This is a genomic window from Rossellomorea yichunensis (assembly GCF_032337515.1).
Classification (GTDB): Bacteria; Bacillota; Bacilli; order Bacillales; family Bacillaceae_B; genus Rossellomorea; species Rossellomorea yichunensis.
The window spans coordinates 305,802-332,630 of record NZ_JAVYAD010000002.1 but is presented as its reverse complement, the minus strand read 5'-3'; the positions used below and the strand labels follow the sequence as shown (position 1 = coordinate 332,630).

Below are 26,829 nucleotides of genomic sequence, written 5' to 3'. Positions count from 1 at the left end.
GAGGAACCGATTTGGAAACTCACCGTCTCATCAAGAAAATAATAGAAGAAAAAAAGAAAAGTACAATCAAGCTCCTGCAAAGGTTAGTGCAGGAAGATAGTGTCAGGGGCAATGAATCTAAGGCCCAGGCGATTGTCATCGAGAAATGCCGGAAGCTTGGCTTGGAGTTGGACATTTGGGAAGTGAAAGAATCGGATGTGTTGGACCATCCTTTTTATCGATGTGATCGTGAGAACTTCGAAGGCAACCCAAATGTAGTCGGTGTGTTAAAAGGAACAGGTGGGGGCAGGAGTCTCCTCTTAAATGGACACATCGATGTCGTACCGGAAGGAGACAGGGAGAATTGGACATATGACCCATACGGTGGTGTGATTGAAGAAGGAAAGCTTTACGGAAGAGGGTCAACCGATATGAAGGGGGGATCTGTTGCTTTACTCCTTGCATTGGAAATCGTGAAGGAGTTAAACATCCCACTGAAAGGTGATATCCTCTTTCAAAGTGTGATAGAGGAGGAAAGTGGCGGGACCGGGACCCTTGCCGCCTTAGTGAGAGGGTACAAAGCAGATGCTGCCATTATTCCCGAACCCACCAACATGAAGATCTTTCCGAAGCAACAGGGATCCATGTGGTTCCGCCTGAAAGTAAGAGGGAAATCGGCACATGGGGGCACCAGGTATGAAGGGGTAAACGCTATTGATAAAGCCTATACCGTCATTCAAACTCTTCAAGAACTGGAATTATCCAGAAACAAGAGGGTGGATGATCCTTTGTATAGAAATATTCCCATTCCATTACCCATCAATATTGGAAGAATTGAAAGCGGGAAGTGGCCATCCTCCGTTCCTGATCTTGCTATCATTGAGGGAAGGGTGGGGGTTGGACCATGGGAGTCCTTACAACAAGTAGAAAAAGAGGTAGAAGATGCCCTCTCTAAGATGGATAAGGTTGATTCATGGTTTGATCGTCATCCTGTGGAAATCGAATGGTTTGGTGGAAGATGGCAGCCGGGGGACCTTTCCTGTGAGCATGAATTAGTGGAAAAGCTTTGCTATCATGCCAATGAAGTATTGGAAACCACCCCAATCATCGAAGCCTCTCCCTGGGGAACGGATGGTGGAATCTTATCTAGGGGAGGGAATATTCCGGTCGTCGTATTTGGTCCTGGAACAACTGAAGTGGCTCATGACGCAAACGAATACATCGAATTGAATAAAATCTATCAGACTGCTGAAATACTTTCCTTATTTATTTTGGATTGGTGTAATAAAGAGTCATAATTTTCCTGTTTACGGGTATAGAGTAATAAATGATATTTACCCTTTCACATACCGTTGGTCAGCTTCAATGTTTATTAACTTCATATCATCCACAGAAGGAACAACCCTCATGATTTAAGACATAGGTTGTTCCTTTTTATAATGGTTTGTTTCATAACTTACCTTATCACTTCATATGTTGGTAAAAAAGGGGCTTATAAGAATGCAGACATACGAATATATTAAAAAACCGAAGATAGAAGCTGCTATTTATAAAGATGGCTATAACAGAAGGCTGCGGGTGGATGAGTTTAGAGGCAACCCGGTATTATTGTGGGAGTATGTGAAGAAGGAAACTCAGTCCAATCTTTATGAAAAGGTAATTGTGAAAGCAAGAAGGGATCAATCTCTCTATTTATTCGAAAAAGGTTTCATCTTGGAGGGGGGAGTAAACGCATACTTTAATGGGGATAAAGCTTTTTTTATGAGTAAGTTTTTAACAGATGAAAGAAGAAATAGCTCGTACTGGAGGGATGAGGATGCCATTCTTCAATCCGTCCAGGAGCTCGGTAGACATGAAAGCGAAGGTTCTATACCGATTTCCGTCGCGACCGAAGAGCATGCAGGGCAGTTGGCCGACCTTTATCAGGAAGTATTTAAGTTATATCCTGTACCATTACACAATCCCGACTATGTGAGAGAGTCAATGAAAAGTGGGACAATCTTTGTTTATATCGAGGAGGAAGGAAGAATCATCAGTGCTGCTTCCGCCGATGTGTCCTCAACCTTTAAGAACGCCGAATTGACGGATTGTGCTACACGCTCTTCCTATCGAAAAGGCGGGTATATGAAACATCTGATCCGAAAGTTGGAATGGGAACTGCTTAACCGCGACATTTTCTGTACCTATACGATTGCCAGGGCACTTTCATTTGGTATGAATGCGGTATTCCATCAGCTTGGATATCGATACGGCGGAAGACTGGCGAACAATTGCATCATCTTCGACAAAATGGAAGATATGAACATTTGGGAAAAAGATTTAAGTGTAATGTAAAAGATGAAAACCGATTGGGATTCTATTTCATAGGCTAATGTATAGTTCTGTTCCTGATTGAAAGATACTTTTTTGAAAGTTGGTGGAGTAGATGAAAATGAATCTCTATAAACCGAAAAGGGATTGGAAGGATATTGAGCTCTGGAAAGACGTTACGGATGAACAATGGAATAATTGGCTATGGCAGCTGACAAACACCATCAGAACCCTTGATGACCTAAAGAAAGTGGTAAACCTGACACCGGATGAAGAGGAAGGTGTAAAGATTTCGACCAAAACGATCCCGCTTAATATTACTCCTTATTATGCATGGTTGATGAATGAGGATGACGCGCGATGCCCTATCCGGATGCAATCCGTTCCGATTGGACAGGAAATTCATAAAACGAAGTATGACCTGGAGGATCCTTTACATGAAGATGAAGATTCCCCTGTTCCTGGATTGACGCACAGATATCCTGACAGAGTGTTATTTCTCGTAACCAATCAATGCTCCATGTACTGCCGTTACTGTACGAGAAGAAGGTTTTCGGGACAAATTGGAATGGGCGTACCAAAGAAGCAACTTGATGCGGCCATTGAATATATCCGGGATACTTCCAGTGTAAGAGATGTACTGCTGTCGGGTGGGGATGGTCTACTGATTAATGACCAGATTCTTGAATACATCTTAAAGAATTTAAGAGAGATTCCACATGTCGAAATCATCCGGATTGGAACGAGGGCGCCCGTAGTGTTTCCACAGCGGATTACCGAGAACCTGTGTAATATCCTGAAGAAATATCATCCCGTGTGGTTGAATACTCACTTCAATACATCGATCGAAATTACGGAAGAGTCCAAGAAAGCGTGTGAGATGCTCGTAAATGCTGGGGTTCCTGTAGGGAATCAAGCGGTTATTCTCGCCGGTATAAACGACAGTGTGCCTATTATGAAAAAGCTTATGCACGACCTTGTTAAGATCAGGGTACGTCCATACTATATTTATCAATGTGACTTATCAGAAGGAATCGGCCACTTCCGGGCACCTGTTTCCAAAGGACTGGAGATTATTGAAGGCTTAAGGGGACATACATCCGGCTATGCCGTACCTACCTTTGTGTTGGATGCCCCTGGTGGTGGAGGGAAAATTTCCCTTCAACCGAATTATCTTATTTCTCAAAGTGCTTCTAAAGTGGTCGTCCGTAATTTTGAAGGAGTCATCTCAACCTATCCGGAACCTGAAGAATACGTAGCGGGCAGGGCAGATGATTATTTTAAAGAAGTGTATCATGATGAAGAGATTAAAGAATCTACCATTGGAATTGCCGGCTTGATGAATCAAACCCATTCTTCCCTCACCCCGAGCGGACTTAAGCGTTTGGAACGTCGAAAGGAATATCAGGAAAATCCGGATCACAATTCCCTTAAGGACTTCAGAGGAAAGAGAGATCAGCTTAAAGAAAAGAAGCATAAAGCGATGCTATCAAAAATGGAACAAGATAAAAATGATGATAAGGAAAAAACCATCAATGGATAAAAATAAGGCGAAAATATGCGAATGGTGTGAAGGAGAGACAGCTCATGAGGATCAATCGAACGTGTATTGGGAGCTCCCCGATGGTACTAGAGCGATTCAAATCTCGAATGTCCCCAGTATGAGCTGCAGTCATTGTGGAATGGAGTATCAGGAAGAAGCGGTCATCAATGAAATAGAAGACCAGCTTATGTTAATCGACACCAATTTAATCGATAAAGTGATCACGTACACAGATTTAATGGAACTTCCCCGTCTACTAAAGAAAAATTACTTTCGATTTTAACCGTGGATCATTCTGGTAAATGTACTTCCGTATAGCAAACACTTTACGAATTCATCTTCTTCGGCTATCCTTTTAGAAAAGAAACAACAAGGGTAGGTGGAACAGGTGAGAAAATCCTTTTATCATTATTTAATGAAATATAGGCAGCCTACTGCCAAGGATGAATTAACTCATTTCGCAAATTCAGCTTATGATGATCATAGCTTTCCTAAACAATCAAAACAATACCATGAGATTAGTTCTTACCTTGAAATGAATGGTCATTATCTTGAAAATATGTCCATTTTCGATATGGCATGGGACGCCTATTTATTAGAAGAAAAAGTTTAACCAAATAATCCTTAAAGCCAATGGACTGACATTTGTTCAAAACAAATGTCGGTCCTTTTTTAAAAAGGCTTTTCGTGTATACCGATATGCTTGTTGTTGCATATCATATAAAAAAGGCGATTAAGGGTGAGGGGAGAATGAAGAAACGAAAAGAGCCTAGATTCAGAGTTGGAGAAACGGTAGTCGTAACAATCTATGGTACTGTCGGGAAAATCACCGATATTAAAAAACTCGATGGTGAGTTTTTATATGAGGTAAACGAAAGTGAAGGGCTTTTCAAGGAGAAAGCATTAGAATTGCTTGATTCTTATGATGGATACATTTTTGAACAGGAACAGATCGATATTGAATATAAATTTCTATTCGGAGATCTTGTTATCGTTAAGGGGTATGAAGAGGATCTCTTTAAAGTGGTTGGCTTCAGGACAGAAATATGGCGTTATAAGGACGATGCCTGGGAAGACGTCATTTATGAGTTAATGAGAATTACAGATGGAGAGTGGTTAGAAGCAGACGAAGATGAAATCACCTTAGTTGCAGATGAAGAGCAAGCAGAAGCCTTTATTAAGAAATACGGATTCGTATTTCCGCAGAAAAAAGAAGGCAAAATAAAATCGCTTCGTTCACCTGCTCACCCAAAGCCGAGTTGGATTGATCAGCTTCTGGATCATTATAATGATTACAAAGCACTGTATCTTCTCTTTGAAGATACTAAATATAAGAATAAGATGGACTATGTGCTAGAACAATTGAGAACTCATACAAACTCACAATCTATTGTTAAAGAGAAGGAATAAGCCACATGATATACAGAAAAACCGGAACGCTTATAATTAAAAATGAAAGCAATACAACCCGAAGAATCCACTGCATTCCTGAAACAATCATTCCCTCACCATTTTCTAAATCTTTTAATATCGTTTTCGTTTTTTGAGTAAATGTGCTTAACATCGAATCGCTCCTTATCTTTGATGATAAAGTCTATGCTTGTCTCTTAAGTCTTATGAAAACTTTTTTCTCATAGCATAACTGGAAGAGTTCTGTCATAAATTGAGAATCAAAGGGGGCGATCACATGCGGGAGATAGAAGTCTTTATCGACACCGAGGAAATTGCCGAGTTCTTCATGAAAGAACTCGTTCAAAGAGGATATGTACCGTCAGAAGATGAGCTTGAAGAAATAGCGGATATCACATTCGAGTATCTGATTGCCAAATGTATCATTGATGAAGAATGGGAAGAAGATGTATAGAATCTTTTCAACCATCGAATTGGAAATCACATCGTAAGGAATGTCCTTTCACATAATGGGGATTAACTCTTAAGTGCCTGTCATGTTTTTCGGGTTACAGAAAAACATGAAGGCACTTTATTTTGAGTTAATCCCTCTTTAGATTCACAAGAATTGAGGTCAACCCTTTCCACTTTTTTGTCATAGAAAAGCGATCAGGTATCACCATCGTCATTAGAGGTGCCATCACTTCGATCGGCTGGTCAGCAAACCAGTCAGACGGAGAGATTGTGAAAGAAGGCATGTTATCCCAAGCAGAAGATAGAGTGGGACTATATAGACGAGTTTTTTTATCTTCTTTGGAATATACGTGTGGCCAGTAATCTGCTCTCGAGCCGCTGTGGGAATGGTGAATCGCATATGAGTATGAGGAAGGGAAGACAGAGCGATGAAATAAAATTCCGTATAACTTCTTGCCAAACAGAATTCTGCGATTAACCTGTTCAAAGTGGGATAGAGAAAGCCCGGCAAGAGAGAAGGGGGAATGTTTTCCATACGGGAAGAGAATAGAAGCAAATTCCAATCGATCCTGCAATAGGAAAAGCCATTCTTCCACTCCAATTGATTTCTTCATACCCGTTAATATTCTCTTTTGAATCATATGCTGTTCATTCATGATGAGCCCTATGGTTAAAACTTGTTCATTACCCGTTGTGAGATAATCATTCCATATACTTTTCATGAAAATGGAAACGTTGAATTTTTTGAGAAGATGAAAAGAAGCATGCCCCGTTCTTTTCCACTGTTCATATAGTAATAGTTGAGGATACGCATCTTGAAATATGGCTGCGTTACACAACTCGAGGAATGAGAAAAACGCATTTTGCCCTTTTTTGGACAAGACGTGTGAAAGCAGATTATTTCGAAGGTCAGTCATATGATAGCCGGCATTCCTGGATACCATATGAGCAAGAAACGACCAGTGGATTTCAGGGTGCTTCTTGAAAAAATCAATGTAACATGCAGTTCTTGTAACGTTATTGAGATTAGCATCCTTTACTTTCATCATAATACGTTCGTACAGTTCAAGATCCTGAGGGAAATTAACAATCGGAGCAGGCTCTTGGATGGCTATGTTATAAAGTTCGCAAATAGATTTCTCTTTAAGAAGTGGCCGCGTATGGTCATTGTTTCCGGTCTTAATAAGGTTTAAAAACTTCTGAAACGGTGAAAAGGTCAAGGGATCACGCTCCACCAAGATATTTTTTTATGTTTGAAACTAATTTCTAAATGAAACGTATATAGTAATACAAGTGGATAAGTAACATTTTGGGAGGTTTGCTTATGTTAAGGAAAATAATCAAAAGTCTGTTAGGTTCGAAACATCATCGATACAGCTCCAGTGATGCGTGGAAAAAGTATAAATCACCTAAACATAAACATTTTGGACATCAGCATTATAAGAAGCATAAGAGTAAAAGCTTTTTTTCCAGCTTTTTTAGCAGTTGATGGAGTGAGAGGAAACGGGTTATGCTACACACGCTTTTTCGCAGACTGATCGATGGCTTTGAGCAGCCGTGGAACCCTGGAGAAAACATCAATGGCTACCATATCAATAGATTAGTTGGAAAAGGAAGCTATGGTACAACTTACTCGGTCATCGACCACTCAAGTGGAAAAGAAGCCATATTAAAAAGAATTCGCCCTTACAAAAAGTTATTTTCTAATCACGTCCAATATGTTCAAAATGAAATTAATGCACTACAAACTTTATCTCATCCCCGGTTTCCATCCGTTTATACAACAGGTGAGTATAGGAAGACCCCTTATTTCGTAATGGAAAAAATGCACGGTCAAACATTTGAAGAGTTAATTTTCAAGGAAGGAAAAACATACTCGGAGGGAGAATCACTAAAGTTAGGTGTACAATTGGTCATCTTGGTTCAATGGATCCATGAAAATGGATACGTTCATCGAGACTTAAGGATCCCTAATATTCTACTTGATCATGGAACGCTTCAAATAGTAGACTTTGGTCTTGCTTGTGAAATGAATGCAACATCAGAAACTGGCCCAGGGAAACATAAGGATTATATGAGGGATAAATCGAAGAAGAGTGATTTCTACGCAATCGGGCATTTTCTGTTATTTTTATTGTATTCTTCGTATGAACCGACGATGAAAAAGGAAAGAAGCTGGGAAGAAGAACTTACCATTCATCATGATACGAGGATGGTGATCAGAAGACTTCTGCAGATTGATTCCGGGTTTACGGACGCTGAGGAGATTCTGGAGGAATTATCCCGAGTGATTGATACACGACAAGAAAGATAATCGAGGAGGAAAATCATATGTCTTTTTTTAACAAAGTGTTTGCTTCAATTGGAATCGGAGCAGCTACAGTAGATACAAAATTAGAAAAATCAAGCTATCAAGCAGGTGAAACAGCAAAGGGTATAGTAGAAATTACAGGAGGGAGCGCAGATCAAAACATCGATTCTATCTATTTAACTCTCTTTACTACATATATTCGTGAATCAGATGACAAAAAGTATACTGACTATGCACCCATTCAAAAAGTGCAAATATCCGATCCTTTTACCATCGGCGAAAATGAAAAGAAAGAGTTTCCTTTTACTTTTACCTTGCCATTTGAAACCCCAATCACGTATGGGAATACAAGGGTGTGGGTAGCTACCGGCTTGGATATTAAAAATGCAGTTGACCCTAAAGACAAAGATTATATAGAAATCATACCGAATGAATTGACGAATGCGGTGCTCACATCAGTTCAGGAACTGGGCTTCAGGATTCGTAAGGTTGAATGCGAGCAGGCACCACGCCGTTACAGAGGCCGCTACCCATTCATACAGGAATTCGAATTCGTACCGGTTGATGGTCCATATCAGCGAAAATTAGATGAACTTGAAGTGATGTTCCTGAATCAATCGGAAGAACAGGTGGATTTGCTCATGGAAGTGGATCGACGGGCAAGAGGGTTAGGTGGGTTTTTAGCAGAAGCTCTTGAAATGGACGAATCCATGGTCAAACTGACAATAAGAACGTCAGATATTCCCCATCTCTCATCTAAACTGAAAGATGTGATAAATAAATTCGCTTAATGGCTCGATTCGACAAAGATTCCTATGTTTCCATGAAGGATTCGACAACGTCTTTGTGTAATAGTATGAGTACAACATAATGACGGAGGGGTGCTCATGCCTTTACTTGAAAAAATCATTCGTCCCAAGATTTTGAGATCGAACTATGACATGACCATTTTCCAAACTCCAAAGTATGGAGAGGATAAAGGCTATGAAAAGGTGTATCGAATCTCGGTTGAAGCAAATAATCATGAAGAAGCCCTGTATAAAGCGTTCAGAACATTTAACGTACCTGATTTGGTTCCTAAGGATTATCAGGGCAGGTACATTGCTACACGTGATATTATCTTTATTGACGAGGGGCGGAGGGGTCATTATTATTATCGCCTTCAGCCGAATGGATGGAAAAGAGTGAACAGGATCTTGATTCATTAAATATGAAACAACGGAAAAAAGGAAAGAATCTTTCATAGAGTTAAGATAGATTCTTTCCTTTATTTTATTGGCAATATCTATATGTGATTACCCGGACCGTTTTTCCGGTTCTGAGCTGAATTTTCCTTTGCATGTGCATTGTGCTCTGCATCCAGTGCTTCTTTTGGGATATGGTTATTTTTCTTAGGAGCATTGATTCTGTTTCGGTGTTTTTTTCCCATAGAAATCATCCTCCCCGTTATGATTTAAGTCTTTCAGTTCTTGAAGAGTTAGGTTGTGTCCCTGTACGGGTAGAAGGGTTTGTTTCATTTGCATGCTGAACTGCTTGCTTCAGCTTTTTACTCATTTTTTCTTTAGCCATGTGAATCCCTCCTTCTGTCGTTAGTTTGACCCCATACACTGCATTCTATCCTTCCATTTTCAAGCGTTGCATAAGAAATAAAAAAGGATTACAATGGTGTTTCAACAGACTTGTTAGGAGGAAAATGAAATTGAGTATACATATTAATGCAAAAGAAAATGAAATAGCAGAAACGGTTTTATTACCAGGAGATCCACTAAGAGCAAAGTACATTGCAGAAACATTTCTGGAAAACCCAACATGTTATAATGAAGTTCGTAATATGTTTGGATACACTGGGACATATAAAGGGAAAAGAATTTCAGTTCAAGGGACAGGCATGGGCGTACCATCCATTTCCATTTATATCAACGAATTGATGCAAAGCTATAACGTACAAAACCTGATCCGTGTAGGTACTTGCGGTGCTATCCAAAAGGATGTTAAGGTTCGAGACGTCATTCTGGCTATGACTTCATCAACCGATTCTCAAATGAACCGATTAACGTTTAACGGGATTGACTATGCACCCACAGCTAACTTTGATTTACTTAAAAGGGCTTATGATGCCGGCGTGGAAAAAGGCCTTAACTTAAAGGTCGGAAATGTATTTACTGCAGACATGTTCTACAATGACAATGCAGAGCACGAAAAATGGGCTCAATACGGCATTCTGGCAATTGAAATGGAAACGTCAGCTCTATATACATTAGCTTCAAAATATGGACGCAATGCACTATCTGTACTTACAGTCAGTGATCATATATTAACAGGTGAAGAAACGACAGCAGATGAGCGTCAAACAACTTTTAATGAAATGATCGAAGTTGCATTGGAAGCCGCTATTCAAGAGTAGATCCATTTACGATCAAAAGAAACTGCTTACATTCCCACTTCCGGGTTTATAGGCAGTTTTTCATTTTGTGAAGTATATCCTGCTTACAGAAATCTTATTACATGATAAGATGTTGGATGGAAACATTTTAGAGAAACTAGGTGAAAGTATGAAAAAGATCATCTTCGTAACGGCTGCTTCCTTGATTATGTTATCGGGGTGTTCACAAGTACAAGATTGGTCAGAGAATTTATTTGGCCAGAACAAACAAGAAACGAAAGAAGAAGAACCTAAGCAGCAAACTCCAGGAAATCAACCTGAGCAGGATGAACAGTCGGAACAAGAACAGACTCCCACTTCAGAGGAAGAAGGGGTTCCCCCTGAACTACAATTAGAGTCTCAATACTTTAATGATGTGAAAGTAGTGGATGGAAAACAAGTGATTCAAAATCCCTCCAACCTTTTAGCGCTTGTAAATAAGGAATACGCATTAGATGAATATAAACCAACTGATTTGGTTCGCCCAAATGTTCCATTTGTATTTGGTAATCAAGAACTTGAAAAGGCGTATCTTCGTAAAGAAGCGGCAGTACAGTTGGAGGAAATGTTCGCTGACGCCAAATCACAAGGAATTTTACTAACGGCTATTTCAGGTTATCGTTCATATGAATATCAAAAAATGCTGCTGGAAAGAGAAATTGCTCAATTCGGAGAAGAAAAAGCCGTTATGGCCGTGGCACCTCCAGGACAAAGTGAGCATCAATCCGGATTAGCCATGGATATTTCAAGCCAAAGTAATAACTTCCAGGTAAATATTGAATTTGCCGATACGAAGGAAGGGAAATGGCTTGCTGAAAACGCCTATAAATATGGGTTCATCCTTCGTTATCCAGAAGATAAGGTCTCAATTACACACTACCAGTATGAGCCTTGGCATTTCAGGTATGTTGGTAAGGATACAGCTAAAGTCATTCATGAAAACGATTGGTCTTTAGAGGAATATTTCAATAATGTCAAAAAGATATAATGGTTTTTCAAGGGTTAGGGGCTTTTGGCTTCTGACCCTTTTCTTTGTGAATTGTGATATATAATGGCGTCTGTTATTCGATCATTACGCCCTGGGGTTGTTCTGTTTTCTCAAGAGTTCACATACAACAATAATAGGGGCTGTCCCAGTTTGAGGTGAGCGGGTGAAACGTATGTTGAGGACTTTTAGCATTATTATCATAGGAAGTGTGTTTGTAGGGATCGGCATCAATCTTTTTTTCGTGCCGCATCATTTCCTGGACGGGGGTATGATCGGGATTGGTCTTATTGCTCATTACTGGTTTGGTTTTAAGCCGGGTCTCACGATTATCTTACTGAGTGTGCCGTTATATATGCTGGCTTTTTTTGTGGACAGAAAACTTTTTTATAATAGTATTCACGGTCTCTGGTTATCCTCGTTAATGATAGATTTTTTTCATCATTGGAAGAATATCCTCACTCTTCCCCCGCTTATGAGCGCATTCTTAGGAGGGACATTTGTTGGTATTGGGATCGGCCTTATGTTAAAAGGGAACTCCGCCACGGGAGGGTCTGATTTATTGGCTCAACTGATTGGAAAAAGCTTTCAAATGAATGTAGGGAAATTAATTTTTGCTTTTGATAGCATCGTGCTAGTGGTTGGCTGGCCGATCATCGGTACGGAGTCTTTCTTATATTCTTTATTTGCTGTCAGTACAGTAGGGTTTTTTACAACGATTTTGACACATCATAATCATGACAATGGATTTTCCTTTCGTTAATATTGAAAAGCTGATAGAATAAAGAAGCTATGAGTTGGAAGATTGCTCATATAGCTGTTTCGTGATAGTGTAGTCGGTAAATTCACACAAGATACATAGCAACGAAAGTGGTGGAAAGCTTTGGAACAAGATAAGACAGATCAATCACAACAAGAAACCCATTCAAGTTTTATAAAAATGAAGAAGTTTAAATTTGTAATGCTTTTGTTTTTCCTTGTATTTGCAACTGCAGGAATTACAACATTTGCACTGGCGTTTGGAGACGAGAAGGCAGTAAATGTAGGAGTAACCGAACGTTCAGAGTTTCAAAAACTTTATGAAGCGTATGATAAGTTAAATGAAAATTACTTTAAAGACCTTGATCAGGACACCTTAGTAAACGGTGCTATTAATGGGATGCTTGACAGTGTGGGAGATCCTTATTCTGATTATATGAATGTAGAAGAAGCTGAAAAATTCCAGGAAAGCATCTCTTCTTCTTTCGAAGGAATCGGTGCAGAAATACAAGAGAAAGAAGGATACATATCCATCGTTTCTCCCATAAAAGGTTCTCCGGCAGAGAAAGCCGGATTACAGCCGAACGATACAATCACGAAAGTGGATGACAAAAGTATACAAGGAATGTCTGTCACCGATGCGGTTCTACTCATCCGAGGTGAAAAAGGGACAAAGGTTACATTGACCATTCAGCGACCAGGTCAGGATAAGCCAATGCAAGTAACCATTACTAGGGATGAAATTCCAATTGAAACGGTTTATGCAGAAATGAAAGAAAATGGTGTAGCTGAAATTCAAATTACGAGCTTTTCGGAGAGTACGTATAAAGAATTAACGGAAGCTTTAAATGACATGAACGATAAAGGGATGAAAAAACTTGTTCTTGATTTAAGACAAAATCCCGGTGGATTACTTGATCAAGCTGTGAAAATCTCTAACTTGTTTGTTCCTGAAGGTGAAGTTTTATTCCAAGTAGAAGACAGCAACGGTAAAGTGGAGAAGTATGTTTCCGAATCAGGGCAGAAGGTAGATGTGCCAACTGCTGTTCTTGTTGATGGTGGAAGCGCAAGTGCTGCCGAAATCTTAGCAGCTGCTGTAAGTGAGTCAAACGATATACCCCTTGTTGGAACGAAAACCTTTGGTAAGGGAACGGTCCAAACAGCCGAAACCTTCCAAGATGGATCAAACATGAAGTTTACAACTGCTAAATGGTTAACGCCGGATGGCAATTGGATTCATGAAAAGGGGGTCACTCCCGATATTGAAGTGAAGATGCCGGAATATGCGAAGCTTCCATACATCAATCCTGAAAAGGAACTAAAGGAATCAGACCTATCCGATCAGGTGAAAACAGCAGAGCAAATGCTGAATGCACTGGACTTGAATCCAGGAAACGTTGATGGATATTACGATGAAGATACGACAAAAGCGGTTAAGCAGTTCCAGGAAAAGAATGAACTAGAGGTAACTGGAACGTTAAATGCTGAAACGACGGTTAAGCTTATGTCCAATCTTCGAGATAAACTAAAAGAAAACGATCCGCAAGTGAAAAAAGCGATCGAAGAATTAAACAAAAATAATTAAGTGGAAGATCTCAGGTGAAGTACCTGAGATCTTTTTTTTTTGGCTATTGGTTTCTTCTTACTCGTATAGAATATATGAGATGTACCAACAATGAGAGTATATATGAGGTGATCTTATGAAAAAATCAGCTTTACTGCTGACTTTATTATTTTCTGTATTCATTGTTGTAAGTTGTTCGCCTTTCTGGGGTGAGAGAGAACAACCGGCACCCAAAGAAGAAGTTCAATCGCAAAAGCATTCCTTAGTTGAAAAGGATGAATCGATTTTTCCTTTAGTCCTTCAGGATAAAAAATCTCCTGTTAATGTACTTCTAATCGGTTCAGATCAACGAAAGAACGAATCTGCCCGTGCAGATGTATTGATGGTTGCTCAATATACTCCACAATCTACATCCATCAAGATTGTTTCCATCATGAGGGATACATTTGTAAACATCCCTGGATATGAAAAGAGCAAAATTAATCATGCGTATACGTGGGGTGGAGAAGAACTACTGGCTGAAACGATAAAAAATAATTTCAACATAGATGTTCACCATACCGTGAAAGTGGATTTTAATGATTTTATAAACGTGATGGGTCTCGTTTTTCCAGAAGGGGTCGGGGTTACAGTGTCAGAACCGATGATCAAGTATTGGAAATGGTCAAAGGATCCCGGGAAGCAAGTGTTAAAAGGAGAAGAAATCTTACAATATGTAAGGTTTAGGGGAGACATAAAAAGCGATTTTGGACGAGTGGAGAGACAGCAGGAAATCATGACGTTAGCAGAAAAGAGTCTTATGGAGCAGATGCAGTCCGGCGAAGGAATTTCAACTGTCGTTTCCATTATGAGAGAAGGTTTAAAAAACGTAGAAACCTCTACACCAATGAGTGAAGTAATAAAGTATGGAATGTCATTAATGCTAAATCCAGTGGACCGGGTGGATACACTTCGAGTGCCAATAGAAGGGAGCTATTCGGATCTTACTACTGTGAATGCTGGCCAGGTATTAGACATGGATGAACAGAGAAATCTAGAAGCTATCAGTGAATTTCTGAAAACGGGTGAGTGATTTACCAAGAATGAAATTCGGATGAATCCAGGTCCAGGAAAGATTCTATTTTCTTCATCTTTCTTACAATCAAATCATGCAGGTATTTTTTGTACTTCATGTCTTCAGCTTGATCATGTTCCAAATGCAGAATTTTAAGGTGCTCCAGATGTTCTCTTAATGTACGCTCATCACTATCCGACCCACCAGACTGGACTTTGCGGAGAATTACGTCCACCAATTTTTCGTGGCTTGCTTCGATTGTCTTCGTCCCTTGTCTGGCATAAATGGCCCCATACCGTAATTCACCTCTTGTCACAATAGAGGTGTATGGAACGTATCGCGGATCATAGTCAATGATGAGAACCTGGAACCGTTTTAAGCTCAACAAAGGGTGAATACCTTTTGGGAAAATGAAATCCTCGGTTCGATAACGTAAGTATTTTGGAAGCAGATGCTGTAGTTTATTATCAACATCTGCTTTATCTAAAAATTCCTCATCCGACAATCCCTTTAAATCTAACGATCCATCATCATATTGCATCACTCCAATAATGATGCATCCGCCTCCTGTATTGGAGATAGCCAGAATATGCTTCGCCATTTTTGTGAATTCAATCCAATCTGATTTGAAATCCACGTAATCCGTTTCACCCGTATTATGAAGCAACAGATCCTTCAATGTCTCATGAGAAGGATTCTTCAAAAAGTCTCTTAACTTAAGCGGAACAATCTTCTCATAATACAATGACAACCCCACCTTTATAGTACTCACATGTTTATTAATCCTGCCGTAATGGAACAGTCTTTTATAATGATAAAATAAAGAAATAAATAACATCCATAACCTATCTAAGTTGACTCGATTCCTGGTTATTTCATTCTATGCGTAGAGAGACAATAAAACCCTTTTTTACAATGGCTCTTTTCTAAAAGTTTGTTGTTTTTTAACATAAGGTCTGCTTTTGCTCTGTCCATTAGTGAGTGCTGGATGGTGAAGGGAACCGCTCCGCTTGCAGCTAGCGTTCGGCCGAGCCTCTTCAGCTAGCCGGACGGGGTCTCGGCACGTCCGTACTTCCGCAGGAGTCTACGCAGTTCCCCTCACCATCTATAAGAAAACTACCTGACAGAGCTTAAATCTGAAAAACCATTAATAGAAAACAAACACTGCTCTCTTTACAAGAGGTTATCTACGGTGGGAGAAAAAACACTTTCTACTGATAAGATTGTTAATCGTTCTTTTTTAGTCATCTAGGAAAGGATATAGGCAATCATGGCGATAAACATTTGGTTCCAAATGCCTTGGGGCTCCATACATGGATATACAATAGGAACTATTTTGTGTTTTGTTTATCTATACTCATTAGCAGTAAGAATGTAGTAGCACAGAGTGGATTGTAGCGGAAGGCACTTGACTCCTGCGGGAGATAGAGGAAAGGTCGAGACCCCGCAGGGCAAAGCCCGAGGAGGCTTAAATTCCTCCCCGGGGAATCTTATGCCTGGAGCGGAAAGGAACGGTCCATGTTTAAAACTACAAACTCATGAAAAATTCACTTTTTTAGGGGTTATACTGATCCAGAGGGTGAAACCACGAAAACTCACCGCAATTCCCCGTAAATCAACTCCTTATTTCATGTCTAGGAGAGCCACAAACTTTGTAAATAGAGCCTTACAAAATACCTTCATTGTGTTCACAAGCGCTTTCTAATAGAATATGTATAAGATCTAAAGAGAGGAAGATTAAATGAAGAAAGATGTTTATATACTATCCGGATTCCTTGGCAGTGGAAAAACGACGTTATTAAAAGATTTACTTCAAGCCTTAAAGGACCAGAATAAAAAACCGGCTGTATTAATGAATGAATTAGGAAGTGTATCCATCGATAGTGATGAAGTTGAAAAAGATACGGCTTTGCGGGAGTTGCTTGATGGGTGTATATGCTGCACCATAGCAGAAAAGCTGGAGTCACAGCTTCAGGAATTACTGCTTAACGAAAATTTCGATGTACTGGTAATCGAAACAACAGGAGCAGCCCATCCCGTTGAGGTTGTCGATTCCATCTTATCCCCACTGTTTGCAAATCAGTTTGAATTTAGGGGGATTGTTACTGTTGTGGATGGACTACAGTGGCGAAATAGGGGTGAATTCAGTCCGGCCGTCTTACATTTGATGAGGGAACAAATTCGCCATGCGGAGTATATTGTGGCGAATAAGATAGATTTGCTTACAGAGATGGAGCAGGGAACATTCTCGTATGAGCTTCAGCAAATCAACCCAAATGCTAAAGTGTACTTAACGAACTATTCAAAGGTCTCTATGACAGATCTATTCTCTTTAAAAGCGGATAACCGAAACGGTTCCTATGAGAAAGCATCCATTGGCGAGCATTTAACCTTACAAGCAATCGTGTATACATTCAATGGATCAGTCAATGGAGAAGCGTTTGAAGAATGGGTGAAAAATCAATCTGACAGCATTTATAGAATGAAGGGGTATGTTCCTTTACAGGGTCGAAAAAATCCAACCTTGTTTCAATATTCATATGGTATGCCCTTATTCATGCCGGGTGACATGAAATATCCTACCAATTTCGTCATAATTGGAGAAAATTTACATAAATCAGAAGTAATACGTTCATTGCAGGAGATAGATGTAACTGAATAACCTAAGGGGTGGAGAAACAATTCATGGTGTTTCTATTGTTTAGTGTAGAACTAATCTTATTTATCGGTGGACTATACGGGTTGAGTATACATGAGACCACTCTGCAGTTCATCATCTTTACTGGCCTCATCGTACTAAGTGTCATCATGTTTATTTCAACGATCGTGTATTATCAGCGAAAAAAACATAAAAGGGAAAGGACCAATGATTGTTGGGACTGTGCAATCTATTCACCTGACTGTCTTCCTTTTCCACGGGGAAAGAAGTTTGACTGTGATTCACCGGACTGTGATTGTACTCCGGACTGCAGTCCATAGGAGGGAATAGAGTGAAAGGCATCCTTACATTATCCTTTATGCCCTGTCACAGAATACGAGAACGTTCACTCGTCGTCAGGGGGAAACAATTTCCCGTATGTTTCCGCTGTATGGGTATTCTCATGGGCATTCTAATCGGGATCCCGCTCGTTTGGTTGTATTTTCCTTTGCTATCATTCGTTCATTTGCTTTATGTGGGGATGCTCATATCCCCCCTACTGGCAGATGGATACACCCAGAAGTGGAAGTGGAGAACTAGTACGAATACGTTACGGTTGCTGACCGGATTCCTATGTGGGATCGGACTATCAATCAGTATCATTCTATTCTCCAAGATGGGAGTCAGAACCGTCATGGTCTTGACTGGTTCATGACCATTGACAGATCATAAGAAAATGTTTAAACTATAATAGTTAACTTAGTGAACTATTTATTTAGTGCAAGAAGTGAGAAAGGTCGATTGTTAGTGGGAAAAGAAATGTACGAGTTAGAGGGATTATTCAGATCCGTTTTTAGAATGATGAAATCAGATATCCGAACCATCTTTGGTGAGTTCATTTCCAATGGAGAATTTCGCGTACTTCAGCTCATTAGCGAGAATGGGGCATTGAAATCGTCGGAAATATCCAAACGTATGGAAGTATCGGCAAGTCACATCACTTCCATTACAGATACATTAGTAGAAAAAGGCTATATCACAAGAATGCGGTCTAACGAAGATCGTAGAGTAGTAGAGTTAGCTCTGACACCTCAGGGCGAAGAGATGCTTTCTCAATGTGAAGAAAAAAAGACTCAATACTTTCAGGAACTATTTGTGAAATTTGATAAAGAAGAAATAAACCACCTGATCGAACTGTTTGAAAAATTATTAGCATCGAATCGCAAGTAATAAGTGTAAGCATGAGAGAGCAAGGGTTGACCGGAATGGGTCATCCCTTCTATTATGCTTAATTACTTAAGTAAGTGAATTATTATTATTATAAATATTAAGGGAGACTTAAAAATGGAACACTTAGAACATCGTAAAAAAGTAATGATCATGATAGCCATCATGTCAGCCATGTTATTCGCAGCATTGAATCAAACGATAGTAGGAACGGCTTTACCAAGGATCATTTCTGAGATTGGTGGAATTGACTACTATAGCTGGGTATTTACAATCTTTATGTTAACCAGTTCGGTAACAGCCATATTAGTAGGGAAATTATCGGATATGTATGGAAGAAAGCCATTCATCCTCCTTGGTATTGGAGTCTTTATGATTGGGTCATTCTTAAATGGACTTTCTTCCTCAATCATTCAATTAATCATCTTCCGGGGGGTTCAAGGCTTTGGAGCCGGGATGATCATGTCTACTGCGTTTACGGCTGTAGGAGACTTGTTTTCGCCTCGGGAAAGAGGGAAATGGCAAGGTTTAATGAGTAGTGTATTTGGTCTTGCAAGTGTGTTCGGTCCTACATTAGGAGGCTGGATCGTTGATAATGCAGATTGGCATTGGGTATTCTGGGTCTTCCTGCCAGTAGGTTTCATCGCCTTTGGGATGATTTATAAAATGTTTCCTTCACAAAAACCAAATAGAGGACTGAAAGTGGATTATTTGGGCTCTGTTATGCTTACTCTGACGATTATTCCATTATTATTGGCCTTTACATGGGGTGGAAATGATTATGAATGGGTTTCCCTTCCGATCATAGGGTTACTGTCGGCAACGGTGATATTCTTTGTCTTATTTATCATTACGGAAAAGAAAGCAAGTAATCCCGTTCTTCCACTTCAATTGTTCAAGAATAAAATCTTCACTTTATCCAATATCATTGGATTTATCCTGGGTGCCGGGATGTTTGGAGCCATTATGTATATGCCGTTCTTTATTCAAGGGGTCATGGGGACATCTGCCACTAAGTCCGGCTTGGTGATGATGCCGATGACATTGAGTATGGTGATCGCAAGTACGGTTGGTGGGCAGATCATCACGAAGACAGGCAGATATAAATTTCTTGCCCTAATCGGTTTGTTCGTCATGAGTACAGGAATGATTCTTCTATCCTTTATGGATACGAACACAACCAATACAACGGCTCTAATCAATATTATTATAGTAGGAACAGGTCTTGGGCTGAGCTTCCCTGTGTTCACTTTAACGGTTCAGAACGCTGTTCAGCATAAGTTCCTTGGTGTGGCTACCGCTGCCACCCAATTATTCAGACAAATCGGCGGTACGATTGGTGTAGCCATCATGGGTACCGTGATGAATACTTCCATGTCTTCAAAGATGACCGAGAAAATGTCAGAAGTGAAAGACTCACCACTTCTTACAAATCCTGAAACATCAGGAGTGTTGAAGCAGCTTCAGGATCCTCAAAACATAATGAATGGTGAGAAATTAAAAGAATTACAATCAACATTACCTGAAGAATTCCAAGGGATTTACGCAACCATTCTCGAAGGAGTGAGAGAGTCGTTAAGTTTCGCTTTAACGAATGTCTTCTTTATTGGTGCTATCATACTGCTTGTTGGTTTTGTATTAACGTTCTTTATGAACGAAATCCCTTTACGTATGTCGAATAAAGATGTAACTGAAGAAGAGAAAGAAACAAAGCTTAAAGAAGCTTCCAATCATTGATGGCTCCAGTTCTAAATAAGAAAAGGGGTAACCGGGTGGATCTGTATTCAAACACAGTGCCAACCAGTTACCCCTTTTTAAGAAGAATTACATCGTACTTTCTCCAAATTTCTTAAACGTCATCTCATCCTCTACTAAACCGCAAGCGGCACATTGTACTTTTAAGTCCGGTCCATTGTATGCAAGATGAAAAGGCTCGATCTGACCTTCTTCATAACTTTGTACAACTTCTCCAGAGGAAGGATCGAGTTTCACACTCTGAGATACTTGTTGTATAATATTAAACCGGGTGCGATTCGTTTTACAGCTGGGACAGCGATAGGGTGTAGTCATGTACATCACCTTTCTTTGTTTTTTTCTAGTATGCATTATAAATAAACTTATTATGTAAGGATTGATTGAACATGAGATTAGAATCATACGATGCATTATTAGAGGCGTACAGACAGATATGGAAAAACAGATTATTAATAAGTGAGGGTACTTCTTCAGAAAAGATCCTGAAGGAAACCATTAAACGTGAATTATTGGACGGCAATAGTCATCCAAGAGTGCGTAAATCAAAAGAAGAAAAATACCTCTCAGCTACCAAGAGAATTATTGAATCGGACCTGACGAGTGAAGAGCAAGTATCATTAATAAAGGTACATCTTGAAATGGTCTCACAATTGAATAGAGATACATAAAGATATTTAAATGTTTTACAGGCATAACTGAGTGAGGGGGGACCTTGCGTATCCATAAATGATGGAATATAAAAAATATTCAAAACATCTCATTCTGAGCATTTCCCTTCACTATATACCCGCATAGGTATATAATGATGATTAGATAATTTTAAAAAGGATGATGCCAGTATGCTAGTAATAAGTTTCCTTCTATTTAGTGTACTTTCTTATATGATGTACTATCGATATTTCCCTGTCAGAACAAAACAGTGGTCTTCTCTTGAGCTAACTTCCCGACATGTGGTGGTAGATGTCCGGGATTATCAAGATTCTTCAAAAGGGGATTGCGATAACATTATAGCAATCCCCTGTGGATATATAAGAAGGCATTCCCGCGACATCCCAGATGGTTCTATCGTGGTATTGGGGAGTAATCCCATTGAATGCAATGTAGGGGTTAGACAACTAAAACGTCTTGGCTTTCCAGTAGAAGGATATATCATCATTGATTCTGACAAAAAATGTAATGAATACCTATCTTTAGGGTGAAATTGCATGTTATGTGAAATGTTACTGTAACATCCGTTACAATGATAGGTCCTTTAAAAAGCTGTCAATATTGATATACAGGTAATTATTAGTCTTCAGGACTAAATAATACAATCATTGGAAATGTAAGTAAATCATTTCAGAAATACATTTCTCCCTACTAGAATCAGTGATTACTATACTACTATAGAGTAATTGTCTTTCAAAATAGAACAATTGATTCCTAGTTACCAAGTTCTCCCGTAAATGTAACAAAAACAGGGTGGTATGATGAATGTGCAGCAAAGAAAAACACATTCACTAAGGAGGAATTCATTTTTATGAATAAGAAAATGATGATTTCAACTGCAACAGCATTCACTTTATTAGCAGCACCATTCGCGGCAGGTAAAGCTGACGCTGCAGCACCATGTCCGACAGATAAGGTTGCACAACAAGTGAACGCATTTAAATATAGTGGTAATCAAGAAGATTTAAATAAATTTGTACAAGATACTCTAGCAAAATACCAAATCGAGGGTAAGAATATTAATGTACAAGAGCTGTTAAATGGACAAACTCCTAAAGCTCAGACAGCACCAGCGCCTGCTAAGGAAGCACCAAAAGCAGAAGCGCCAGCACCGGCTCCTAAAGAAGAAGCACCAAAAGCAGAGGCGCCAGCACCGGCTCCTAAAGAAGAAGCACCAAAAGCAGAAGCACCAGCACCAGCACCAGCTCCTGCAGCAAACGAACAGCAACAACAACCAGAACAACAAGCTAGTGAAGAAACTGGTCAATTAAGCCAATATGAGCAAAAAGTGGTTGAATTGACAAATCAAGAGCGTGCAAAGCAAGGTCTTCCAGCTCTTAAAGTAGATACTGAGCTAAGCAAAGTTGCACGTGAAAAGTCTCGTGATATGCAAGCGAATAACTACTTCTCCCATGATAGCCCGACGTACGGTTCACCATTCGACATGATGAAGCAGTTCGGCATTGAATACAGCTCTGCCGGTGAAAACATCGCTATGGGTCAACCTACTCCGGAAGAAGTAGTACAAGCATGGATGGACAGTGATGGTCACCGTAAAAATATCTTAAGCTCAAACTACACTCATATCGGTGTAGGACATGTAGAAAACGGTAACTACTGGACTCAACAGTTCATTGGTAAATAATATAACACAATCATGAAAGCAGCCTCTCTTTTGGAGAGGTTGTTTTTTTTGTTTGAAAACGGATGAAGTGTTTAGGTTAGTCTTTTCTCACCTAATGAAAATATGCAAGAAATAGTACTCTTATCGAACATGAATGCATTATTTAAGAGCTTACATTTGCAATTCGACATAATCATTCTTACTATTGAAGTATAACGAGTACGTGGAGTGAGCTTGGATGAAAGAAAAAGTTGTGCTTATAACGGGAGGGTCGAAGGGAATCGGCCGGCGAACGGTAGAGGAATTCTCGAAACAAGGCTATACCGTTATTATTAACTATAGGCAAAACGATCAATTTGTTAAGGATCTTGTTTCCCACTTGAAGGGGAAATTTAATAATGTAATAATAGCGATCAAAGGTGATATTTCTGTACCGGAAGAATGTGAACGAATGGTAACAGAGATATGGAATGAAGTCGAAAGTATCGATATCGTAATCCATAATGCAGGTCCTTACGTGAAAGAGAGGAAGTCATTTGCAGATTATTCCCCGGAAGAATGGAATTACATAGTAAATGGAAATTTAAATAGCGTTTTTTATTTATCCAGGCTGATCATTCCAAGAATGCGTGAAAAGAACTGGGGAAGAATCATTACTTTTGGTTATGATCGAGTTGAAACAGCACCAGGTTGGATCTACCGTTCCGCGTTTGCGGCAGCAAAAGCGGGACTTGCTTCCTTTACGAAAACGATATCAATAGAAGAAGCTTGTAATGGAATAACCGCCAATATGATCTGCCCTGGAGATATCGTAGGCGAATGGAAAGAAGAGGAGATCTTTAAAGCTAAACAATTTCATGATCCGGGGACACCGGTAGGGCGACCAGGAACAGGGGAAGACCTTTCGAGGATCATTTCTTTTCTTTGTAAAGAGGAATCTGATTTTATTACCGGCTCCATCATTCCCGTTACAGGGGGCAAGGATGTCCTGGGAAAGGTATTTCGTCAGTGAAGGAAAGAATAGACACGGCAGAAAAATGAATCTGCCGTGTCTATTGATTTCATTTATGGGTTTATTCACTTTTAATGCTATATTGTTTTCGATATTTTTTTTGTATGAATAATAGTCTGGCTGACAATGTTATGGCACCTGCCGTTAATCCGGATGTCAGACCGAGCCAAAATCCGTATGGCCCGAAGTCAGTGTAGTTTGCCAGTAGATAACCCAGAGGTAATCCAATCACCCAATAGGATATGAGTGCCATCATAAAGGTGATATTAACATCCTTGTATCCTCTGAGTGCCCCTTGTACCGGAGCCTGAATGGCATCTGATAGCTGAAAGAATACGGCATACAATAAGAAATGAGCTGTTAATTCCAATACATATGCATCATCTGAATAAAGGTGCGAGATTTCTGAACGGAACACGAGCAAGATCACGCCATATATGATTGCCAATAGTAATGCAAAGCTTACCCCCATCCAGCTGTAGATTTTTGCATCCCGGAGCCTTTTCGCCCCTACCTCAAACCCTACAACAATAGTTAATGCCATGGATATACTCAGAGGGATCATATAGAGAAAAGATGCAAAATTGATCGCTGCCTGATGAGCTGCAATAACAACGGTATCATAGTTGCTCATTAACAAAGTAACGGCAGAAAAAATGCTTACTTCAAAGAAAATCGATAAACCGATGGGCACACCGATTTGAAAGAGCTCTTTCCACTTAAGTAGGTTTGGCTTATGAAGGGTTTTAAAGACAAAAAATTGACTAAAAGGACTTTTCGTATGCACGACCCAAAAGGCAATGAGAGTGATGACCCAATAGGTGATGGCTGATGCATAACCCGCACCAACTCCTCCTAATGCAGGAAAACCGAGTTTTCCGAAAATCAGAATATAATTAAATACCACATTGATCGGAAGAGAAAGCAATGTAATAAACATGGTGACCCTTGTCATGCCTAATGCATCAATAAACGATCTCAGAACATTGTAGATGAACAATGGAATCATTCCAAACGAAAGTCCGATAAGGTAATCCTTGGCTACAGTACGGACCTGTGTTTCTATGTTCATTCCATTCAGAATTGGATTAAGAACGAATGCACCGACAATCATCACGAAAAGTGATAGAGCAATGGCAGCATATACGCCTTGAAGCACAGTGTGAGGAACACCTTTCTTATTTCCTCCTCCTATTAATTGAGCGACGATTGGGGTAACCGCGAGAAGGATGCCACTTAACCCCGTAAATACCGGTACCCAAAGGGAGGAACCTATGGCGACACCTGCCAGGTCGATGGGAGAATACTTCCCTGACATGATGGTGTCAAAGAAATTCATCGCAAACATACCAAGCTGGGTGACCAGAATGGGAATGAGAATAAGGGAAAATTGTTTGATTTTATCTTTAATAGTGTGTGTTTCTCTCATAGAATGAGCTCCTTTACTAAACGTCCCTTGAACATATGATAAATTCACTATCATACTGTATCATATTTTCAAGTGATAGAGAGTCAAATATGCATTTTATCGGATCACTCTTATATAATGGGTGTTGAAAAGATTAAGTCGTCAGGGAGGCAGAGAATGATTAAACAATGGCAGGACTGGATTTGGATTGTGTTTTTAATATGGTACGGAGTGGGGATCATTCTCGTTTCTCTTGATTGGCTTCCTCCATCCCTTCAATGGGCGAATGCCGTTTTCTTATATTTGGCCGGTATTTTGGCTATTCTTTATGCAATGAAGAAATTCGGAGGACAAATCGGGGCCATCATCGCTTTGGGTATTATGCTGCTTACGATTTTCGCGGAGTCTTTAGGCGTTCATTATGGTCTGATATTCGGTTCTTATCATTATGAGAAAGACTTTGGCTTTCAACTGGTTGGCGTACCAATCACCATAGGCTTTGCCTGGGTCATGGTGATATTTACGAGTATGGCACACTATGAATTTCTGCTATATCAAAGAAAGACTGTAATGGGAGCGTTTATCTATAGCACAGTCACGTCCATTTTAGCGGTGACGATGGACCTGATTATTGATCCGGTTGCTTTTAAAGGCCGGGAGTATTGGGTATGGGATGAGGATGGGATGTATTATGACATTCCAACTCAAAATTTCTTGGGCTGGTTTTTTGTTTCTTTCTTCATACAATTTGTCCTTTACTATTGGATAAAACACGAGGGAGTTTCTTCACATTGGAGCTCGCGGATGAGACGTTTGTATTTCCTCGTGATCTTTATGTTTATCGTGACAGCGATCGTAGAAGGCCTGTGGCTGGCTGTTTGGGTTACGTTGGCATTTTACGGTGTGTCTCTCTTACTTAGAAAACGATTGGAGAAGGTAGTATGATCGAACCGAAGAAAAGTCCGGGATTTCAACGCATCTTGGCCAACTACCTTACTTTTCAGCTGAAAAAACATTTTTATCGTGTATGGATCGATGACCAGAGGGAGGGAACGAAATCACCTTCAGGACACTTGATACTCTCGAATCACTCGAGCTGGTGGGACGGGTTGATGGTCTTTTACTTAAATCATCATGTTATAAAAGAAGACAGCTATGCGATGATGAGTCAGAAAGGGATGGAGGATTATTCTTTTTTTCGTAAAATCGGAGCATTCTCTGTGAACCCTGATTCACCCAAAGACCTAGTCTCTTCTTTAAAGTTTGCTGAAAAATGCCTGCAACAGAAAAAAACCGTCTGGATCTTTCCACAGGGGAAGGAAGAGCATCTTGAGATGAGACCTCTTTCATTTATGACTGGTCCGGGCTTCTTAATTGAACGTAACCCAGGGGTAAAGGTTACGTTTGTCACGTTCTATTACACATTTCGTCATGATCAAAGGCCTGAATTATTTATCCGGATCTGTGAAGAGAATGGAGATCATACAAATCAATCAAGAAAAGAACTTACAGACAGTTTAAGGACGATTATGGAAATAAGGCTCGATTCTCTAAAAACCGATATCATTCAGGAAGACCTGTCAAGTTTTCAATTATTACTCAAAGGATTCCCTACAAATAGTGAATGGTTGAGTTTCTGGAAAAGAAGGAATCAGAGGTGAATAGAC

The 26,829-nt window shown here is 39.8% G+C and carries 33 protein-coding genes; 26 read left to right on the top strand and 7 right to left on the bottom strand.

Annotated features, from left to right (window positions below; all coding sequences use genetic code 11):
- The first annotated feature begins 11 nt into the window (after positions 1–11).
- The 6 genes from RSX31_RS06180 (at position 12) to RSX31_RS06155 (ending at position 5,242) form a co-directional block, all read left to right on the top strand.
- Complete coding sequence (locus tag RSX31_RS06180; RefSeq protein ID WP_282138999.1) at positions 12–1,277, top strand: peptidase; 1,266 nt, start codon at positions 12–14, stop codon at positions 1,275–1,277.
- A 202-nt stretch (positions 1,278–1,479) separates the two neighbouring features.
- A complete protein-coding gene (gene ablB, locus RSX31_RS06175) occupies positions 1,480–2,313 on the top strand; it encodes a putative beta-lysine N-acetyltransferase (RefSeq protein ID WP_315633885.1) in 834 nt (277 codons plus the stop codon).
- 91 nt (positions 2,314–2,404) lie between these two features.
- Positions 2,405–3,832, top strand: a complete 1,428-nt coding sequence (gene kamA / locus RSX31_RS06170) for a lysine 2,3-aminomutase (protein ID WP_315633883.1) — start codon at positions 2,405–2,407, stop codon at positions 3,830–3,832.
- On the top strand, positions 3,825–4,115 hold the full coding sequence (locus tag RSX31_RS06165) for a YokU family protein (protein WP_148969371.1): 291 nt from the start codon (positions 3,825–3,827) through the stop codon (positions 4,113–4,115). The genes kamA and RSX31_RS06165 overlap by 8 nt, the downstream gene beginning before the upstream one ends.
- 105 nt (positions 4,116–4,220) lie before the next feature.
- Entirely contained in the window at positions 4,221–4,445 is a 225-nt protein-coding gene (locus RSX31_RS06160; RefSeq protein ID WP_148969370.1) for a YozE family protein, read from the top strand.
- A gap of 137 nt (positions 4,446–4,582) precedes the next feature.
- A complete protein-coding gene (locus RSX31_RS06155; RefSeq protein WP_148969369.1) occupies positions 4,583–5,242 on the top strand; it encodes a hypothetical protein in 660 nt (219 codons plus the stop codon).
- Here RSX31_RS06155 and RSX31_RS06150 read toward each other — a convergent pair.
- On the bottom strand, positions 5,226–5,396 hold the full coding sequence (locus RSX31_RS06150; protein WP_187443263.1) for a hypothetical protein: 171 nt from the start codon (positions 5,394–5,396) through the stop codon (positions 5,226–5,228). The two genes, RSX31_RS06155 and RSX31_RS06150, sit on opposite strands and share 17 nt — an antisense overlap.
- Positions 5,397–5,519: 123 nt before the next feature.
- Between RSX31_RS06150 and RSX31_RS06145 the strand changes: the two genes are divergently transcribed.
- On the top strand, positions 5,520–5,696 hold the full coding sequence (locus RSX31_RS06145; protein ID WP_148969368.1) for a YozD family protein: 177 nt from the start codon (positions 5,520–5,522) through the stop codon (positions 5,694–5,696).
- Positions 5,697–5,823: 127 nt separating this feature from the next.
- Here the strand turns inward: RSX31_RS06145 and RSX31_RS06140 are convergent, their stop codons facing one another.
- A complete protein-coding gene (locus RSX31_RS06140; RefSeq protein WP_315633879.1) occupies positions 5,824–6,915 on the bottom strand; it encodes a DUF2515 family protein in 1,092 nt (363 codons plus the stop codon).
- A gap of 290 nt (positions 6,916–7,205) precedes the next feature.
- Here RSX31_RS06140 and RSX31_RS06135 point away from each other — a divergent pair, with 290 nt between their 5' ends.
- The 3 genes from RSX31_RS06135 to RSX31_RS06125 all read left to right on the top strand — a co-directional run bounded on the left by RSX31_RS06135 (position 7,206) and on the right by RSX31_RS06125 (position 9,214).
- Positions 7,206–8,009: a serine/threonine protein kinase gene (locus tag RSX31_RS06135; protein WP_148969366.1), complete on the top strand. Its 804-nt coding sequence runs from the start codon at positions 7,206–7,208 to the stop codon at positions 8,007–8,009.
- 17 nt (positions 8,010–8,026) lie between these two features.
- On the top strand, positions 8,027–8,797 hold the full coding sequence (locus RSX31_RS06130; protein ID WP_148969365.1) for a sporulation protein: 771 nt from the start codon (positions 8,027–8,029) through the stop codon (positions 8,795–8,797).
- A 96-nt stretch (positions 8,798–8,893) separates the two neighbouring features.
- Positions 8,894–9,214 (top strand): YodL domain-containing protein, encoded by a 321-nt coding sequence (locus RSX31_RS06125; protein WP_315633876.1) that lies wholly within the window; start codon positions 8,894–8,896, stop codon positions 9,212–9,214.
- A 77-nt stretch (positions 9,215–9,291) separates the two neighbouring features.
- Here RSX31_RS06125 and RSX31_RS06120 read toward each other — a convergent pair whose 3' ends face one another.
- Positions 9,292–9,435 carry a hypothetical protein gene (locus RSX31_RS06120; protein ID WP_187443262.1) on the bottom strand — a complete coding sequence of 48 codons (144 nt, stop codon included), beginning with the start codon at positions 9,433–9,435 and terminating at the stop codon, positions 9,292–9,294.
- A gap of 17 nt (positions 9,436–9,452) precedes the next feature.
- Positions 9,453–9,575, bottom strand: a complete 123-nt coding sequence (locus RSX31_RS06115; protein WP_262371772.1) for a hypothetical protein — start codon at positions 9,573–9,575, stop codon at positions 9,453–9,455.
- A 130-nt stretch (positions 9,576–9,705) separates the two neighbouring features.
- On the opposite strand from RSX31_RS06115, the gene deoD reads away from it, so the two are divergent.
- From deoD to RSX31_RS06090, 5 genes are all read left to right on the top strand, one after another.
- Entirely contained in the window at positions 9,706–10,410 is a 705-nt protein-coding gene (deoD, locus tag RSX31_RS06110) for a purine-nucleoside phosphorylase (protein ID WP_113970961.1), read from the top strand.
- A 148-nt stretch (positions 10,411–10,558) separates the two neighbouring features.
- On the top strand, positions 10,559–11,416 hold the full coding sequence (locus RSX31_RS06105; protein WP_315633872.1) for a M15 family metallopeptidase: 858 nt from the start codon (positions 10,559–10,561) through the stop codon (positions 11,414–11,416).
- A 172-nt stretch (positions 11,417–11,588) separates the two neighbouring features.
- The gene (locus RSX31_RS06100) at positions 11,589–12,176 is read left to right on the top strand and encodes a YitT family protein (protein WP_148969362.1); all 588 of its coding nucleotides are present in this window, start codon (positions 11,589–11,591) and stop codon (positions 12,174–12,176) included.
- A gap of 120 nt (positions 12,177–12,296) precedes the next feature.
- Positions 12,297–13,757: a lmo1851 family serine protease gene (locus tag RSX31_RS06095; RefSeq protein WP_315633870.1), complete on the top strand. Its 1,461-nt coding sequence runs from the start codon at positions 12,297–12,299 to the stop codon at positions 13,755–13,757.
- Between the two features lie 115 nt (positions 13,758–13,872).
- Positions 13,873–14,808 carry an LCP family protein gene (locus RSX31_RS06090; protein WP_315633869.1) on the top strand — a complete coding sequence of 312 codons (936 nt, stop codon included), beginning with the start codon at positions 13,873–13,875 and terminating at the stop codon, positions 14,806–14,808.
- Between the two features lies 1 nt (position 14,809).
- On the opposite strand, the gene RSX31_RS06085 is transcribed toward RSX31_RS06090, so the two are convergent.
- Positions 14,810–15,535, bottom strand: coding sequence for an AlbA family DNA-binding domain-containing protein (locus RSX31_RS06085; protein ID WP_148994105.1), 726 nt, complete (start codon positions 15,533–15,535; stop codon positions 14,810–14,812).
- 996 nt (positions 15,536–16,531) lie between these two features.
- Between RSX31_RS06085 and RSX31_RS06080 the strand changes: the two genes are divergently transcribed.
- The 5 genes from RSX31_RS06080 (at position 16,532) to RSX31_RS06060 (ending at position 20,392) form a co-directional block, all read left to right on the top strand.
- Positions 16,532–17,452, top strand: coding sequence for a CobW family GTP-binding protein (locus tag RSX31_RS06080; protein ID WP_315633867.1), 921 nt, complete (start codon positions 16,532–16,534; stop codon positions 17,450–17,452).
- Between the two features lie 23 nt (positions 17,453–17,475).
- Positions 17,476–17,769, top strand: a complete 294-nt coding sequence (locus tag RSX31_RS06075) for a hypothetical protein (RefSeq protein ID WP_148994103.1) — start codon at positions 17,476–17,478, stop codon at positions 17,767–17,769.
- Between the two features lie 11 nt (positions 17,770–17,780).
- The gene (locus tag RSX31_RS06070) at positions 17,781–18,143 is read left to right on the top strand and encodes a DUF2085 domain-containing protein (RefSeq protein WP_315633865.1); all 363 of its coding nucleotides are present in this window, start codon (positions 17,781–17,783) and stop codon (positions 18,141–18,143) included.
- Between the two features lie 104 nt (positions 18,144–18,247).
- Positions 18,248–18,658, top strand: a complete 411-nt coding sequence (locus tag RSX31_RS06065) for a MarR family winged helix-turn-helix transcriptional regulator (protein ID WP_262371769.1) — start codon at positions 18,248–18,250, stop codon at positions 18,656–18,658.
- A gap of 114 nt (positions 18,659–18,772) precedes the next feature.
- The gene (locus RSX31_RS06060) at positions 18,773–20,392 is read left to right on the top strand and encodes an MDR family MFS transporter (RefSeq protein WP_148969357.1); all 1,620 of its coding nucleotides are present in this window, start codon (positions 18,773–18,775) and stop codon (positions 20,390–20,392) included.
- A gap of 87 nt (positions 20,393–20,479) precedes the next feature.
- On the opposite strand, the gene RSX31_RS06055 is transcribed toward RSX31_RS06060, so the two are convergent.
- On the bottom strand, positions 20,480–20,725 hold the full coding sequence (locus RSX31_RS06055) for a DNA alkylation repair protein (RefSeq protein ID WP_148969356.1): 246 nt from the start codon (positions 20,723–20,725) through the stop codon (positions 20,480–20,482).
- A gap of 71 nt (positions 20,726–20,796) precedes the next feature.
- On the opposite strand from RSX31_RS06055, the gene RSX31_RS06050 reads away from it, so the two are divergent.
- The 4 genes from RSX31_RS06050 (at position 20,797) to RSX31_RS06035 (ending at position 23,754) form a co-directional block, all read left to right on the top strand.
- Positions 20,797–21,078 carry a hypothetical protein gene (locus RSX31_RS06050; RefSeq protein ID WP_315633862.1) on the top strand — a complete coding sequence of 94 codons (282 nt, stop codon included), beginning with the start codon at positions 20,797–20,799 and terminating at the stop codon, positions 21,076–21,078.
- 171 nt (positions 21,079–21,249) lie between these two features.
- Complete coding sequence (locus tag RSX31_RS06045; RefSeq protein WP_148969354.1) at positions 21,250–21,609, top strand: hypothetical protein; 360 nt, start codon at positions 21,250–21,252, stop codon at positions 21,607–21,609.
- A gap of 320 nt (positions 21,610–21,929) precedes the next feature.
- The gene (locus tag RSX31_RS06040) at positions 21,930–22,763 is read left to right on the top strand and encodes a CAP domain-containing protein (protein WP_315633861.1); all 834 of its coding nucleotides are present in this window, start codon (positions 21,930–21,932) and stop codon (positions 22,761–22,763) included.
- Between the two features lie 217 nt (positions 22,764–22,980).
- Positions 22,981–23,754, top strand: coding sequence for an SDR family oxidoreductase (locus RSX31_RS06035; RefSeq protein ID WP_315633859.1), 774 nt, complete (start codon positions 22,981–22,983; stop codon positions 23,752–23,754).
- Between the two features lie 61 nt (positions 23,755–23,815).
- Here RSX31_RS06035 and RSX31_RS06030 read toward each other — a convergent pair whose 3' ends face one another.
- Positions 23,816–25,183 carry an MATE family efflux transporter gene (locus tag RSX31_RS06030; RefSeq protein ID WP_148969351.1) on the bottom strand — a complete coding sequence of 456 codons (1,368 nt, stop codon included), beginning with the start codon at positions 25,181–25,183 and terminating at the stop codon, positions 23,816–23,818.
- 156 nt (positions 25,184–25,339) lie between these two features.
- Between RSX31_RS06030 and RSX31_RS06025 the strand changes: the two genes are divergently transcribed.
- A complete protein-coding gene (locus tag RSX31_RS06025) occupies positions 25,340–26,107 on the top strand; it encodes a carotenoid biosynthesis protein (protein WP_282139005.1) in 768 nt (255 codons plus the stop codon).
- Positions 26,104–26,823, top strand: a complete 720-nt coding sequence (locus tag RSX31_RS06020; protein ID WP_148994099.1) for a lysophospholipid acyltransferase family protein — start codon at positions 26,104–26,106, stop codon at positions 26,821–26,823. The genes RSX31_RS06025 and RSX31_RS06020 overlap by 4 nt, the downstream gene beginning before the upstream one ends.
- Positions 26,824–26,829 lie beyond the last annotated feature (6 nt).

Bases quoted from the DNA above. Each gene is read 5' to 3' on its own strand.
- ablB (WP_315633885.1), top strand. From the start codon at position 1,480: ATGCAGACATACGAATATATTAAAAAACCGAAGATAGAAGCTGCTATT.
- kamA (WP_315633883.1), top strand. From the start codon at position 2,405: ATGAAAATGAATCTCTATAAACCGAAAAGGGATTGGAAGGATATTGAG.
- RSX31_RS06165 (WP_148969371.1), top strand. From the start codon at position 3,825: ATGGATAAAAATAAGGCGAAAATATGCGAATGGTGTGAAGGAGAGACA.
- RSX31_RS06155 (WP_148969369.1), top strand. From the start codon at position 4,583: ATGAAGAAACGAAAAGAGCCTAGATTCAGAGTTGGAGAAACGGTAGTC.
- RSX31_RS06150 (WP_187443263.1), bottom strand. From the start codon at position 5,396: ATGTTAAGCACATTTACTCAAAAAACGAAAACGATATTAAAAGATTTA.
- RSX31_RS06145 (WP_148969368.1), top strand. From the start codon at position 5,520: ATGCGGGAGATAGAAGTCTTTATCGACACCGAGGAAATTGCCGAGTTC.
- RSX31_RS06135 (WP_148969366.1), top strand. From the start codon at position 7,206: ATGCTACACACGCTTTTTCGCAGACTGATCGATGGCTTTGAGCAGCCG.
- RSX31_RS06130 (WP_148969365.1), top strand. From the start codon at position 8,027: ATGTCTTTTTTTAACAAAGTGTTTGCTTCAATTGGAATCGGAGCAGCT.
- RSX31_RS06125 (WP_315633876.1), top strand. From the start codon at position 8,894: ATGCCTTTACTTGAAAAAATCATTCGTCCCAAGATTTTGAGATCGAAC.
- RSX31_RS06120 (WP_187443262.1), bottom strand. From the start codon at position 9,435: ATGGGAAAAAAACACCGAAACAGAATCAATGCTCCTAAGAAAAATAAC.
- RSX31_RS06115 (WP_262371772.1), bottom strand. From the start codon at position 9,575: ATGGCTAAAGAAAAAATGAGTAAAAAGCTGAAGCAAGCAGTTCAGCAT.
- RSX31_RS06105 (WP_315633872.1), top strand. From the start codon at position 10,559: ATGAAAAAGATCATCTTCGTAACGGCTGCTTCCTTGATTATGTTATCG.
- RSX31_RS06100 (WP_148969362.1), top strand. From the start codon at position 11,589: ATGTTGAGGACTTTTAGCATTATTATCATAGGAAGTGTGTTTGTAGGG.
- RSX31_RS06090 (WP_315633869.1), top strand. From the start codon at position 13,873: ATGAAAAAATCAGCTTTACTGCTGACTTTATTATTTTCTGTATTCATT.
- RSX31_RS06080 (WP_315633867.1), top strand. From the start codon at position 16,532: ATGAAGAAAGATGTTTATATACTATCCGGATTCCTTGGCAGTGGAAAA.
- RSX31_RS06075 (WP_148994103.1), top strand. From the start codon at position 17,476: ATGGTGTTTCTATTGTTTAGTGTAGAACTAATCTTATTTATCGGTGGA.
- RSX31_RS06065 (WP_262371769.1), top strand. From the start codon at position 18,248: ATGTACGAGTTAGAGGGATTATTCAGATCCGTTTTTAGAATGATGAAA.
- RSX31_RS06060 (WP_148969357.1), top strand. From the start codon at position 18,773: ATGGAACACTTAGAACATCGTAAAAAAGTAATGATCATGATAGCCATC.
- RSX31_RS06055 (WP_148969356.1), bottom strand. From the start codon at position 20,725: ATGACTACACCCTATCGCTGTCCCAGCTGTAAAACGAATCGCACCCGG.
- RSX31_RS06050 (WP_315633862.1), top strand. From the start codon at position 20,797: ATGAGATTAGAATCATACGATGCATTATTAGAGGCGTACAGACAGATA.
- RSX31_RS06045 (WP_148969354.1), top strand. From the start codon at position 21,250: ATGCTAGTAATAAGTTTCCTTCTATTTAGTGTACTTTCTTATATGATG.
- RSX31_RS06040 (WP_315633861.1), top strand. From the start codon at position 21,930: ATGAATAAGAAAATGATGATTTCAACTGCAACAGCATTCACTTTATTA.
- RSX31_RS06035 (WP_315633859.1), top strand. From the start codon at position 22,981: ATGAAAGAAAAAGTTGTGCTTATAACGGGAGGGTCGAAGGGAATCGGC.
- RSX31_RS06030 (WP_148969351.1), bottom strand. From the start codon at position 25,183: ATGAGAGAAACACACACTATTAAAGATAAAATCAAACAATTTTCCCTT.
- RSX31_RS06025 (WP_282139005.1), top strand. From the start codon at position 25,340: ATGATTAAACAATGGCAGGACTGGATTTGGATTGTGTTTTTAATATGG.
- RSX31_RS06020 (WP_148994099.1), top strand. From the start codon at position 26,104: ATGATCGAACCGAAGAAAAGTCCGGGATTTCAACGCATCTTGGCCAAC.